Source organism: Thermostichus sp. MS-CIW-40, assembly GCF_054058315.1.
This window is the reverse complement of sequence record NZ_JBSSAC010000062.1, coordinates 1-12,260: the sequence shown is the minus strand read 5'-3', so window position 1 is coordinate 12,260 and position 12,260 is coordinate 1. Positions and strand designations below refer to the sequence as shown.

General features: G+C 59.2%; 14 protein-coding genes. 7 read left to right on the top strand and 7 right to left on the bottom strand.

Annotation, left to right across the window (positions count from 1 at the left end; all coding sequences use genetic code 11):
• Positions 1 to 283: 283 nt before the first annotated feature.
• The gene (locus tag ACVWXF_RS13320) at positions 284 to 826 is read left to right on the top strand and encodes a slr1601 family putative cell division protein (protein WP_414375629.1); all 543 of its coding nucleotides are present in this window, start codon (positions 284 to 286) and stop codon (positions 824 to 826) included.
• An 11-nt stretch (positions 827 to 837) separates the two neighbouring features.
• Here ACVWXF_RS13320 and hemB read toward each other — a convergent pair whose 3' ends face one another.
• Positions 838 to 1,824 (bottom strand): porphobilinogen synthase, encoded by a 987-nt coding sequence (hemB, locus tag ACVWXF_RS13315; protein ID WP_414344721.1) that lies wholly within the window; start codon positions 1,822 to 1,824, stop codon positions 838 to 840.
• Positions 1,825 to 1,849: 25 nt separating this feature from the next.
• Positions 1,850 to 2,809: an alpha/beta hydrolase gene (locus ACVWXF_RS13310; RefSeq protein WP_457474626.1), complete on the bottom strand. Its 960-nt coding sequence runs from the start codon at positions 2,807 to 2,809 to the stop codon at positions 1,850 to 1,852.
• 386 nt (positions 2,810 to 3,195) lie between these two features.
• On the opposite strand from ACVWXF_RS13310, the gene ACVWXF_RS13305 reads away from it, so the two are divergent.
• Positions 3,196 to 3,312, top strand: a complete 117-nt coding sequence (locus tag ACVWXF_RS13305) for a photosystem II reaction center protein I (RefSeq protein WP_011434021.1) — start codon at positions 3,196 to 3,198, stop codon at positions 3,310 to 3,312.
• Positions 3,313 to 3,586: 274 nt separating this feature from the next.
• Entirely contained in the window at positions 3,587 to 4,828 is a 1,242-nt protein-coding gene (locus tag ACVWXF_RS13300; protein WP_457474625.1) for an RNA-guided endonuclease InsQ/TnpB family protein, read from the top strand.
• 98 nt (positions 4,829 to 4,926) lie between these two features.
• Here the strand turns inward: ACVWXF_RS13300 and ACVWXF_RS13295 are convergent, their stop codons facing one another.
• The gene (locus ACVWXF_RS13295; protein ID WP_457411529.1) at positions 4,927 to 5,367 is read right to left on the bottom strand and encodes a hypothetical protein; all 441 of its coding nucleotides are present in this window, start codon (positions 5,365 to 5,367) and stop codon (positions 4,927 to 4,929) included.
• 167 nt (positions 5,368 to 5,534) lie between these two features.
• The gene (locus tag ACVWXF_RS13290) at positions 5,535 to 6,173 is read right to left on the bottom strand and encodes a biotin transporter BioY (RefSeq protein WP_457394592.1); all 639 of its coding nucleotides are present in this window, start codon (positions 6,171 to 6,173) and stop codon (positions 5,535 to 5,537) included.
• A gap of 23 nt (positions 6,174 to 6,196) precedes the next feature.
• Between ACVWXF_RS13290 and hisN the strand changes: the two genes are divergently transcribed.
• Complete coding sequence (hisN, locus tag ACVWXF_RS13285) at positions 6,197 to 7,045, top strand: histidinol-phosphatase (protein WP_457411526.1); 849 nt, start codon at positions 6,197 to 6,199, stop codon at positions 7,043 to 7,045.
• Here hisN and ACVWXF_RS13280 read toward each other — a convergent pair.
• On the bottom strand, positions 7,030 to 7,617 hold the full coding sequence (locus tag ACVWXF_RS13280) for a thioredoxin family protein (protein WP_041437584.1): 588 nt from the start codon (positions 7,615 to 7,617) through the stop codon (positions 7,030 to 7,032). The genes hisN and ACVWXF_RS13280 overlap by 16 nt on opposite strands.
• 207 nt (positions 7,618 to 7,824) lie before the next feature.
• Between ACVWXF_RS13280 and ACVWXF_RS13275 the strand changes: the two genes are divergently transcribed.
• The 3 genes from ACVWXF_RS13275 (at position 7,825) to ACVWXF_RS13265 (ending at position 11,709) form a co-directional block, all read left to right on the top strand.
• On the top strand, positions 7,825 to 8,604 hold the full coding sequence (locus ACVWXF_RS13275) for a TatD family hydrolase (RefSeq protein ID WP_457393310.1): 780 nt from the start codon (positions 7,825 to 7,827) through the stop codon (positions 8,602 to 8,604).
• A 224-nt stretch (positions 8,605 to 8,828) separates the two neighbouring features.
• Positions 8,829 to 11,333: a sensor histidine kinase gene (locus ACVWXF_RS13270; protein ID WP_457474624.1), complete on the top strand. Its 2,505-nt coding sequence runs from the start codon at positions 8,829 to 8,831 to the stop codon at positions 11,331 to 11,333.
• Between the two features lie 4 nt (positions 11,334 to 11,337).
• Positions 11,338 to 11,709 carry a DUF309 domain-containing protein gene (locus tag ACVWXF_RS13265; protein WP_011434029.1) on the top strand — a complete coding sequence of 124 codons (372 nt, stop codon included), beginning with the start codon at positions 11,338 to 11,340 and terminating at the stop codon, positions 11,707 to 11,709.
• Positions 11,710 to 11,732: 23 nt separating this feature from the next.
• Here ACVWXF_RS13265 and ACVWXF_RS13260 read toward each other — a convergent pair whose 3' ends face one another.
• The gene (locus tag ACVWXF_RS13260) at positions 11,733 to 11,894 is read right to left on the bottom strand and encodes a hypothetical protein (protein ID WP_011434030.1); all 162 of its coding nucleotides are present in this window, start codon (positions 11,892 to 11,894) and stop codon (positions 11,733 to 11,735) included.
• Positions 11,895 to 11,985: 91 nt separating this feature from the next.
• Positions 11,986 to 12,075 (bottom strand): cytochrome b6-f complex subunit PetN, encoded by a 90-nt coding sequence (locus tag ACVWXF_RS13255; RefSeq protein ID WP_244349857.1) that lies wholly within the window; start codon positions 12,073 to 12,075, stop codon positions 11,986 to 11,988.
• Between the last annotated feature and the right edge of the window lie 185 nt (positions 12,076 to 12,260).

Sequence of the window (12,260 nt, the reverse complement as noted above, 5' to 3'; positions counted from 1 at the left end):
CGCGTCCAATTTAGCGGCTTGCGACTGGGACACCTTGAGCTTGCAGGATATGGTCAGGACTTGGCTCATAAGTTCATTGTACTTCATCAAAGCGCATTCCTCCCAACACTGACCCTACGGGTACAGTGCGGGGCTCCTGCGCTAGTAAGCTGACACACCTGGAAAAATCGGCTTCAATAGGCCCTAGCTGCGCTTCTTGGCAGCAGAGGTGGTTCATCGTCCCCCTATTTTCTTCCCTTCACCCGTGACACCCAAGTCTTCTTCCCGTACCCCGGCTCGCCACGTGTCTGTGCGTGCAGAGCAGGTTGCTGGGCCTCGGCTGGACATCTCTGTTGCTCCACGAGTGCATCGCTCCCAAGGGCAGGGATCCCTGGTTCGGGCAGGGTTTCCCTCCTCTCTCCCAATTTCCGGTCGGCGGACGATCCCTGTCCAGCGCTCCCGCCGGCGCGGACGGCAAGAACCTGGCCACGAGCCTCAAGTCTGGGAGATGGCCTGTCACATCGGGGTGAATGTCTTGTTTACGGCGGCTGCCCTCAGTGGTTTGTATCGCCTCTTGCCGGTGCAGTTGGCTCAGCACCACCGGCTCCAGGTTCTGGAGCGGCATATCGAGGTCTTGTCCACTCGGATTTCTCGGCTGCAGGAGGGGGTGGATCGAGGTATGGATCCCTTGCAGCAGGAGGCCCTGATCAAGGAACGGCTGAATCGGGTGCCACGCAATCAAATTCAGGTGCGTTTGGTGGATCCCAGTACCTGGGTGGCGGACGACGAGAAGAACACCCACCCTTCCTGGATCGGGCAGTCCACCCAGCCGTCTGCCAGGCCGTAGGCTGCCTCTGCCTAGGCTTGTTTGAGAAGCAAGGCCACCTCTTTGGCAAAGTAGGTGAGGATGATATCGGCACCGGCCCGCTTCATGGCCAGCAGCGATTCCATCATCACTTTTTTGCCGTCGATCCAGCCTTTTTGTTCGGCGGCTTTGATCATGGCGTACTCGCCGCTGACGTTGTAGGCAGCCACGGGCAGATCCGTCGATTCCTTAACTCGGTAGATGATGTCCAGGTAGGCCAGGGCCGGCTTCACCATCACCATGTCCGCCCCCTCGGCTTCGTCCAGCTCCACCTCTTTGATGGCTTCCCGAGCATTGGCGGGATCCATTTGATAGCTTTTCTTGTCTCCGGATTTGGGCGCGGATCCCAGGGCATCGCGGAAGGGGCCGTAGAAGGCAGAGGCATATTTGGCAGAATAGGCCAGGATCGCCACATCGGTATAGCCTTGGTCGTCCAGGGCCTCCCGAATGGCGCCGACGCGACCGTCCATCATGTCCGAGGGGGCCACAATGTCGGTTCCCGCCTCTGCTTGGGAGAGGGCTTGCTTGACCAAAACTTCCACCGTCTCGTCGTTGAGGATCACCCCATCCCGCACAATGCCGTCGTGGCCGTCGCTGTTGTAAGGATCCAAAGCCACATCGGTTACCACCAAAATCTCGGGAATTTCCTGTTTAATCCGCCGCACCGCCCGCTGGATCAAGCCCTCTGGGTTGAAGCACTCCTGCCCGGTGGGATCCTTTTTCTCTTCCGGCACCACCGGGAACAGGGCCACCGCCGGGATCCCCAATTGAGCGGCTTCCTCCACCTCTTTCAGCAGCAGGTCTAGGGTGTAGCGGTAGCAGCCGGGCATCGACTCCACTTCCTGCCGCTGGTTCTCCCCCTCCATGACAAACAGGGGATAGATCAGATCCTGCACCCGCAGGTGGGTTTCCTGCACCATCTGGCGGAAGGCCTCTGTGCGCCGCAGCCGACGGGGACGGTAGATCAGGTCTTGGCTCATGAGAGCAGGGGGAAAGAGGGCGTTTCTATTTTGCCATGAGGTCGGTAGGGGCTGAGTTGGTCGTCCGGCGAGAGGCGACATCCGGGGCAGAGGGAAAATGCCGAGCCAGCCAGCGGCGAAGGGTCTCTTTTACCGCTTCGGCTTGGCAGTCGTGTAAAAGATCGTGGCGGGACTGGGGAAAATCGTGGATTTCTCCCTGGGGCAGCCGACGGGCAAAATCCACAGCTCCGGCAGGATTGACGACGATATCGGCAGAGGTGTAAAGCAGCAAAACCGGCAGGCGGAGCCGATGGGCTTGATCAAGGCAGCGCTGCCCGCTGCGCGCCAGTTCGGCTGTAAATCTGGCCCGCGTCACACCGCACATGTAGGGATCCGCCGCAAAGGCGGCTTGCTGCTCGGGTAGGGAAGTCACCCGCGCCGGCTCGTAGAGGCCAGTTAAGGCCAGCTGGGGAGCAACCCTGTCCAAAACTTGCAGAAGGGCGTGGGTAAAAGGGGTGAAATAGTGGTCGATGCGAAAAGCCGGAGAGATGAGAACCAGGCCCTGCACCTGGCCGGGATGGGCGAGGGCATATTCCGTAACCCAGTTGGCCCCCGCGCTATACCCACACCAGATCTGCGGGATCCCTTTCTGCGGCCAGACCTGCTGGGCGATCCTCTCCAGATCCGCTTGATATTGGCTGAAGCGGTCGATCCAGCAGCGGATCCCGCCGGAGCGACCAAATCCCCGCATGTCAGGCGCCAAAACCTCCCACCCTTGAGCAGCCAACTCGCCGGCCAAAGGGCAAAACCCGCCGCCGTGATCCCCTTTACCGTGCAAAAGCAACACCCGTCCGCAAGGGGATCCCTGGGGCCAGTGGTGCAGAAAAGCTGGGATCCCATCGGAAAGCGGCAACTCCTGAGGCCGATAGATCCCCGACAAAGGTTGCGGCTGAGTTTCCGACCGCCCATCCAGAGCCTCTAAGTGGCCTAACCGATCAAAAGGCATGGGCAAATCCAACACACGTCCGGCAAGACCCGGCAAAGCCACAAATCCTATCTTCCTATGTCCCGGTCGCCCGCGAGCGCTGCCGCCGCTGAGGAGCGGCAATCTTTGTTTCCAGTCCAAAATATTTCTTAACAATCTCTGCTCTTGCCGGGGATCCCCGACATGCCGGGCTTTGCAGCCTTTTCTGAGGATGGGATGAAAGGATCTCTCGGGGGGAGACTGGGGCCATTTGCGGGAAAAAGGCCCTCTGAGAGGTATGATGTTGTGAAGAAGTTTTGCGGGGTCTCAGGTTTGACGGGATCCCCTCTCTGGGGTGGTTCACCCTTGTTTTACGATTGCCTTATCGCTTCATCAGTTCACTCAGTCGGAAACGGGTTGCTGAAACTATGCTGTTACTGAAAATCTCTGTTTACGCGGTTGTCATCTTTTTTGTGGGGCTTTTTGTGTTTGGTTTTTTGAGCAACGACCCCTCCCGCAACCCCAACCGTCGAGACCTGGAGTAGGGGATCCCGCCTTGGGCAGCTTGCGAACTCCAGTGATAACTGGCTCATCGCTTGAGGGAGCATGCCTCTGGCCCTGTTTTTGCCGAACCTTGCTGGTTGCCCTAGCTATGGGAGAACGGATGCCCAGGGAGCTCCTGCTGGCGGGGTAGCGACAAAGTTGCTGCTGGTCATGGGTTGCAGCAGCGGTGAGCGAGATTCAGCTAGAAATCGCAGGAGCCCCGCACTGTACCCGTAGGGTCAGTGTCGGGAGGAATGCGGAAGCTATGATAGAACCATGACCCAAGTCCTGACCGTCTCCTGCAAGCTCAAGGTGTCCCAGTCGCAAGCCGCAAAGTTGGATGCGACAATGGATGCCTTTGTGCAGGCGTTGAACTGGGTCAACCAAAACACACCAGAAAAAGTAGTCAACGCAGTCAAACTCCAGTCCCTTTGCTATCACCAGATTCGCGCTCGGTTTGGCTTGTCCAGTAACTTGGCAAGGACTACGTCCCGCTTACGCGACCAGCAGGTCTGCAGACGGCTGGCCGGTGCCCGTAAAGTTGCCCGACAGAAAAACCGTCCGGTCAAAGCGTTCAAGAGAGGCTTTGCGACCTACGATGCCCGTATCTTTTCGTTTCGCGAGAAAGACTGGACGGTGTCGCTGACCACGGTGGAGGGTCGAGAGCGCTTTGAGCTGGCGATTGGCCGTTACCAGAGAGAACAGTTGGCAGGCTCCAACCCCAAATCCGCCACTCTGGTCAAGCGCAAAGACGGTTTCTACTCCATTCAAATCTGTGTGGAAACGGAACCGTGCCCACCGCAAGGCACGGATAGAGTGCTGGGCGTGGATTTGGGAAGGACGGATATTGCTCATACATCGGAAGGAGATAACTGGAATGGACAGCAGTTGAACAAAGTCCGAGACCATCACTCGCGGTTGAGGGCGGTACTTCAACGCAAAGCCAGTAAGGGCACCCGCAGTTCGCGGCGCAGATGCAGAGAACTGTTGCAACGGCTGTCTGGCAAGGAAAGACGCTTTCAGTCGCGTCAGCGTTGCGTAGCAAAAACGTGGGTCAATCATCGCATCTCCAAAGCTATTGTCTCTAGGGCAAAGGCGACAAACAGCGCTCTTGCTCTGGAAGACTTGACAGAGATTCGGGAAAGGGTCAATCAACAGCCACGCAGCAAGACAGAGCGTAGGCGGGCAAATAGTTGGGCGTTTTATCAACTCCGTCAATTTTTGGAGTACAAGGCTCTGCGTGCGGGGGTTGCTCTGATTCTTGTTCCGCCTGCCTACACGTCGCAGACCTGCCACCGGTGTTTGCACATTCATCCCGACCCTGCGCAATCCTACCGCAGTGGCAAGTCGTTCAAGTGTGGGCACTGTGGATGGGAAGGGGATGCGGATTTGAATGGTGCGAATGTGATTGCGCTTTTGGGGGCTGCTGTAAACCAGCCTAGAGGTTCGTGGTTGGCTTGCCAACTGCAGGGCTACCGAAAGCCCGCACTGTACTGCGAAGCAGTCAGGGTCGGGTAGTTTACTCTTGTTGCAACTCCGTCCCGCTGGCACGACCTGTGGCGGCCATTCCCCTCTGGAGTGAATGGCCTCGCCTCAAAGCTGGCAACTCGGCTGGCTCACTGGAAGGCGGTAATCAGCAATGTCTGGGATCCGGAGCGATTCTGTTGGTCAAACGCGGTAATCCGGAACTGCCAAACGCCGATGGGATCCCCGAGGGCAACGCGGAAATCGGTACTGAAGCTACAAAAGGTGGCCCCAGGGTTACAGCCGGCCTGCTGTGGGCTGAAGAATTCCCTTTGCACGCGCACGCCACTGGGGTTGAAAGTTTCCAGCTCGATGAACTGCGTTGGACGAGCACCGCCGGGCACACTCACCTGCACCGTGAAGGCCGGCGTGGAGGTGCCCACCCGCACCGAGGTGGGCGCATTGATAAACGAAACCGTTGGGCCTTGGGGTGGGGGCAGGATCGAGCCCCCTGAGCTGCCGCCATCTCCACAAGCAGCCAGCCCAGTGGCCAAAAGGCCAGTGGCCAAAAGGGTGAGAGCAGTCCGTTGCATCCCGCAGTTCCTCACGCAAACCCATCCATCCTGGCAAGACTTGACCAGAATCTGTACCACCGCTTGAGCGGCACAGCTCTAAGTTACTTTCTGCCGCCGCAGCCTGAGAAAGGAGGCGCCCCGACCCAAATCTGCATGGGCCTTTGCGCACAGTTGATTCCCTTGCTTCAGAGCAGCAGCAAGCGCCGCAACAGCAACGCTATCACCGCAACAAAGCTGGCCACGATGAGCTGTCCCGGCAGAGTATAGCCGGAGTAAAGCCCTATCAACCTCAGCAACTCCCCATTCCAGGGTTGTGTGGCCAAAAGGTAGAGAATCCCGGTCAGGTGAACCAAGGCCAAAGCCACCAAGCTGCCGGATCCCAACTCTTGGAGGCCCACCGGGGAGTCAGGGATCCCTTCTGCCCACCGCTTGGCATCGGCAGCGCGTTGGTGGGCCGGGGGAGAAGGGTAGGGATCCCGTTGCGGAAAAGCAATTGTCCCGCAGGCCCAGGCTCCTGGCAGAAACCCCAGCAAGTAGCCAAAGGCAGGCTGGTATAGGTACTGCCACCCTCCCCCTTGGGCAAACACCTGTAGCCCTGCCAGCCCCAACCCCAGGTAGACGATCTGGGCGCACACCGCTGCCACCGGCCCCGCCAAACAAGCCGTCAGCAACACGCCCCCGATTTGCAGCGAGAAGCTGTATCCCCCCAACCCAGGCAGCTCCGGCGGAAAACTCAAATGGGTTAGGGTGCCCAAAATGGTCAGGATTACCCCAATCGCCGTCCAAAGCCATTCCAGAGGAGTTAAGAGCAAGCCAGACCGCATAAACCGAGAGGAAATTTTTCCCTATGCTAAGAAAGGGAAGGGGCAGATGGGGTGGGCAAAAGGTGGTCAAGGCAGAGTGGATTGAACTGGCCCAGGCCCTGGCCGATGCTGCCGGAGCGGTGATTCGCCCCCTGTTTCGCGGAGAACTGCAAGCCGAATACAAAGAGGCCCGCTCCCCAATTGTGACGGTGGCCGACCGGGAGGCAGAGCGGGCCATGCGAGCTTTGCTCATGGCCCAAGTGCCAGAACACAGCATCCTTGGCGAAGAGTTTGGTTTTCACCAGACGGGATCCCTCTATACCTGGGTTCTGGATCCCTTGGATGGCACCATCGCCTTTTCCACCGGCAAGCCCACCTTTGCCACTTTGATTGCCCTCTTGGAAGAAGACCGCCCCATTTTGGGCATCATCGATCAACCGGTGTTGCGGGAACGCTGGCTGGGGGTGCGGGGACAACCCACCCAATGGATGACCCCCTCTCACCGACAGGCTGCTCAAACCAAGGCCAATACCGACCTCAGCCGCGCCTACTTGAGCTGCACCACCCCTGATTTGTTCACCCAACCCGACCAACAACGGTGCTTCCAGGGGCTCAGCCAAGCAGTTCACATTACCTCCTATGGGGGCGATGGCTACCAGTACGGCCTGCTGGCCAGCGGCTGTGTGGATCTGGTGATGGAGTGTGGCCTTGCCCTCTACGATTTTGCTGCCCTTGTGCCGGTGATTGAGGGATCCGGTGGCGTGATTACCGATTGGCGAGGGGATCCCTTAACCCGCACCTCCACGGGAGAAGTGTTGGCGGCAGCCAACCCCAGCTTGCATCGACAGGCCCTGGCCGCGATTCAAAAAAGCGGGATCTACCCAGCGAAATAAGCAGGCTCATTGCCAGGTTTCCACTTGATGTTGCAGCCCAGGCTGGGCTTTTGGTCGGGATCGATGGGCTTGCCGGCCAGAAGGTTATCCAGCGCCGCCCGCAAATCTTTGCCCGTCACCGGCACATCGGTCAGGCTGGGACGGCTGTCGTCCAGTTGACCACGATAGACCAACTTGCGATCCGCGTCGAACAAGAAAAAGTCGGGGGTGCAGGCGGCGGTGAAGGCTTTGGCCACCTCTTGGGTTTCGTCGTAGCAGAAGGGGAAGGTAAAGCCCAAGGTCTCGGCCATCTTCTTCAAGTTCTCTGGGCTGTCATCCGGGTATTTCTCCACATCGTTGGCGCTGATGGCTACAATGCCGACGCCGCGATCCTTGTAATCTCTGCCAAGGCGGGCCAGCTCCTCTTGCACGTGCTTCACATAGGGACAGTGCTGGCAGATGAACATCACCAGCAGGGCCGGCTTGTCGGCAAAGGTGGAGAGGGAGATGGTTTGGCCGCTCACCACATCCGGCAGGCTGAAGTCAGGGGCTGGGGTGCCCAAAGGCAGCATGGTTGAGGGGGTACGGGCCATAACAAACCTCCAGCGTAAGGTTTCCTCAATCATTGTGGATCATCCTGCCCCCCCAGGAGCCGTCGCAAGGGGAGCTCGCCGGCAAACGGGAGCGCCAGAAGGGATCCCAAGCAGGCCGGGGACAGCTTTTACAATTGGATAAGGTTGGCAACACGATTGTTGGGGAGCTGAGCCTTGAGCACCGCCGTCTTACCTGCTGCTCCTTTGGTGGATACTCACGTCCACCTCAATTACCCCGATTTTGCCGCGGATCTGCCCCAGGTGGCCGAGCGCTGGCGTCAGACGGGGATCCGGCGTTTGGTGCATTCTTGTGTAACACCAGCAGAATTCCCCCAGTTGCAGGCCATTGCCGACCAGTATCCGGAAGTATTTTTGTCGGTGGGGCTGCACCCTTTGGAGGCGGGCCAGTGGCAGCCCGATTTGGCCGAAAAGATCGCCCACCTGGCCGCCAGCGACGAGCGAGTGGTGGCTATCGGGGAGACGGGCCTGGATTTCTACAAGTCCAACCCGGCGGATATCGAGCGGCAAAAAGAATCCTTCTGGGCCCAGATTGCCATTGCCCAAGCGCAGGATCTGGCGTTGATCGTCCATTGCCGCGAGGCGGCAGCAGCCACCTACGCCATCCTCAAGGAGGCCATGGCCACGGGGGGGCCAGTGCGGGCGGTGATGCATTGCTGGAGCGGATCCCCGGAGGAGACGCGGCTGTTTGTCGAGCTGGGCTGCTTCATTAGCTTCAGCGGCATTGTCACTTTCAAAAATGCCGAGACTGTCCGCCGGTCGGCCTTGGAGGTGCCCCTATCCCAGCTTTTGGTGGAAACGGATTGCCCTTTTCTGGCTCCCACCCCCTTCCGCGGCAAACGCAATGAGCCGGCCTATGTGCAGCGGGTGGCCCAAACCTTGGCGGAGCTGCTTGGGATCCCACCGGAAAAACTGGCAGAAGAAACCAGCCAAAATGCCGCTCGCCTGTTTCAGCTGCCTCTCCTCTAGCTCTGCTTTCCGAGGGCGCGGGTGAGCCGTAGGCCATTCCCGACCCTAGATCTCACCCGATCTCAGACGATTCCAACCCGGGAAACCCTGAGTTACCATTTTTAACTTTTTCTTTAACTTTTCTTTTGAGCCCGCTTACCTTTCTCAAAGACATCCTATGCTGGAAAAAAGGGATGTATCTCTAGATACTTCCCGTTAATCCCAGGGGCTAGGGGCTTGCAACTATGGATACTGAAACGTGGGCTGCCGCAGCTCGACCCAGCCGAGATGCCCTCATCAACCGCATCACCCACCAGATTCGGCAATCCCTGGAGCTGGATCAGATCCTGAGGGCGACGGTGGAGGAGGTGCGCGCCTTTTTGGGTACGGATCGGGTGAAGGTGTACCGCTTCGACCCGGAAGGGCATGGGACGGTGGTGGCGGAAGCACGAGGCGGGGAGCGGCTGCCCTCGCTCTTGGGGCTGACTTTTCCGGCAGGGGACATTCCCGAGGAGGCGCGGCGGTTGTTTCGCCTAGCTCAGGTGCGGGTGATTGTGGATGTGGAGGCGCAGAGCCGTTCCATCAGCCAGCCGGAGTCTTGGGGGTTGTCTGCTAGGGTTCCTCTGGGCGAGCCGCTGCAGCGGCCCGTGGATCCCTGCCATGTTCACTATTTGAAATCCATGGGGGTGGCCTCTTCCTTGGTGGTTCCCCTGATGCATCACCAGGAGCTATGGGGGCTGTTGGTCTCCCATCATGCTGAGCCTCGTCCCTACTCCCAAGAAGAGCTGCAGGTGGTGCAGTTGCTGGCGGATCAAGTTTCCATTGCCATTGCTCAGGCGGAATTGCTGGAGCAGGCGCGGCAGAAGGCGCAGCAGGAACGCCTCATCAACCAAATTGCTGCTCTAGTTTACTCGCCCCTGCACCCGGAGACGACCTTGACCACGGTGCTGGAGCAGCTTGCTGCCGGCTTGCAGGGGATCGGGGCGCGGCTGCGGATCCACTTTATGGGCGCAGACACCCTCTGTTGTCATGGCGTGCAACCCCCGGCCAGCTACGACACCTGGCTACAGGAGCAGCTCGGAAGGGCCGGAGGAGCGGGGGGCTGGGTCAAGATGTGGTCGCTATCCCACTTGGAGAAATGGCCGGAGCTGCAAGAGCAGATGAAGCAGACACCCATTCGTGGCCTGCTGGTGGCCCAGCTCGCCTGGAATGACCAGCCGGTGGGCTGGCTGAGCGTGTTTCGCGGGGCCGTTTACCAAGAAACCCACTGGGCGGGCTACCGTTGGTTTACCCAGGGGGATCCCAGACAAGAACTGCCTTTGATCTCTTTTGCTGCCTGGCGGGAGCTGAAAATTGACGAGCCTAAGGCTTGGTCAGCTGCAGAGCAAGAGCTGATGAGTCGGGTCGGGGTACATTTGGCCCTGTCCATTACGCAAAATCAGCTCTACCGGCAGTTGCAAACCCTCAACGCCCGTCTGGAGCAGGAGGTGCAGGAGCGGACGGCGGCCCTGCAGCGATCTCTGGCTATGGATGCCCTCTTGCAGCGGGTCACCGACCAGGTGCGCAGCAGTTTGGAGGAAGCCCAGATCCTGCGGGCAGTGGTGCAGGAGTTGGCTCTGGGGTTGCCCATTCAAGGTTGCGATCTCTGTCTCTACGATTGGGCATCTGGCCAAGCCACGGTGCGCTACGAATACACCTCTGCCCTACCGCCCGTCGGCGGGATTACCCTGACTTTGGCCGACTACCCCGATCTTTACCGGCACCTGCAAGGGGGTCAAGCGGTGCAATTCTGCCATTTGCCTGGGCAGGGCTGGATCCCCCGCCGGGAAGGGCTGACCCTGCTGGTGTGCCCGCTGCGGGATGACCAAGGGGTGCTGGGGGATCTCTGGCTGGCGAAGCCGGCAGCCGAGTGCTTTGATGAACTGGAGGTGCAGGTGGTGCAGCAGGTGGCGGATCACTGCGCCATTGCCATCCGCCAGGCCCGCCTCTACCAGGCTTCTGTGCAGCAAATTGGTGAGCTGGAGCGCCTCAACCGCCTCAAAGATGATTTTTTGAGCACCGTCTCCCACGAGCTGCGCACCCCCATCACCAACATGAGGATGGCCATCCAACTGCTGAAAACCGCCCGCGCCCCCCAAAAACGAGAGCAATATCTCAAGATTTTGGAGCAGGAGTGTGAGCGGGAGGCGGAATTGGTGAACGACCTGCTGGATCTGCAGCGGTTGGAGCAGGGATCCAAAACGCTCCATCTGGAAGAAGTGCCGCTGGCAACCTGGCTGCCCAGCGTGCTGGAGCCGTTTCTACAGCGGGCCCAGGCCAACCAGCAACGGTTGCAGTGGCAGATTGCGCCAAATGTGGGCAAGGTGCTCACCGATCGGGGCGGCCTGGAGCGGGTGGTGCAGGAGCTGGTCAACAACGCCTGCAAGTATACTCCCCCAAGGTGCAACATCTGGGTAACAGCGCAGCGCTCTGGCCCACAGCAGGTGGAAATTCGGGTGATCAACGAGGGAGTAGAAATTCCCCACAGCGAGTGGGAGCGCATCTTCGAGAAGTTTTACCGCATTCCCAGCGGGGATCCCTGGAAACGGGGCGGCACCGGCCTGGGCCTGGCTTTGGTCAAGCAGTGGATGCAGCGGCTGGGGGGCAGCGTCTCGGTGGAGAGTTCTCAAGGCAAAACCTGCTTTACCCTGGTGTTGCCGCAGGGATCCCTGCCTGTGCAGACCTCACCCCTAGCCCACAACTGTGCCTAGCCACATGAGCAATGCCCACTCAGAAGCGTTGCGTTTGGCCGCCGAGCAGTTTAACCGGGGGGAATTTTACGCCTGCCACGACACCCTAGAGGCCCTGTGGATGGAGGCAGTGGATCCAGAGCGGCGCTTCTACCAGGGGCTTTTGCAAACCGCCGTGGCCTACTATCACCTGCAAAACGGCAACCGCCGTGGCTGCATGATCCTGCTGGGGGAAGCTAACCGCAAGCTGGCGGACTTTCTGCCCACCTACGCCGGATGGGATGTGCAAGCCCTGTGGCAGGCTAACCAGGGCATCCTGCGGCATCTTTCTCAACTGCAACCCCAGGATCCCCTGCCTTACCTGGCCATCCCCACCCTGAGTTGGGTTGAAGACTGACCTGAGCAGGCCCAACAGCGGCGCTAGCGCTTGGAGCGACGGGCTTTGCGCTCAACTTCGTTGCGTCGCCGCCGATCCCGCCAGTCGATGAAGGTAATGTAGCCAACGCCCAGTGTTACGGCTGTCAACAGCAAAAAGATGCTTCCGTAGGCGATGCGGGCGACCAAGGGAAGATCGGTTTCCATGGTGTGAGCGGGGGTAACCCCGTCAATATCGGCGGCAGGAACAACAAGATGAATGCAAGATGGATGTGAGGCTCAATCCAGGCATGACAAATTACATGCCGTTGCGCCCCCAGACCACCAGGGCAATGGAAAGAACGAAGAAGGTGGGGACGGCAATCCAGCCAAGGGTGATGATGTCCATAGGTCTAGCCCAGCTAAAGAGGGGTTATCTCGAGGTGATCCCATTTTACGAGAGGAGATCCCTTGTCAACGGACATCTACGAACACCTGTTTTCAGCTAGAAATCGCAGGAGCCCCGCACTGTACCCGTAGGGTCAGTGTCGGGAGGAATGCGGAAGTTATGATAGAACCATGACCCAAGTCCTG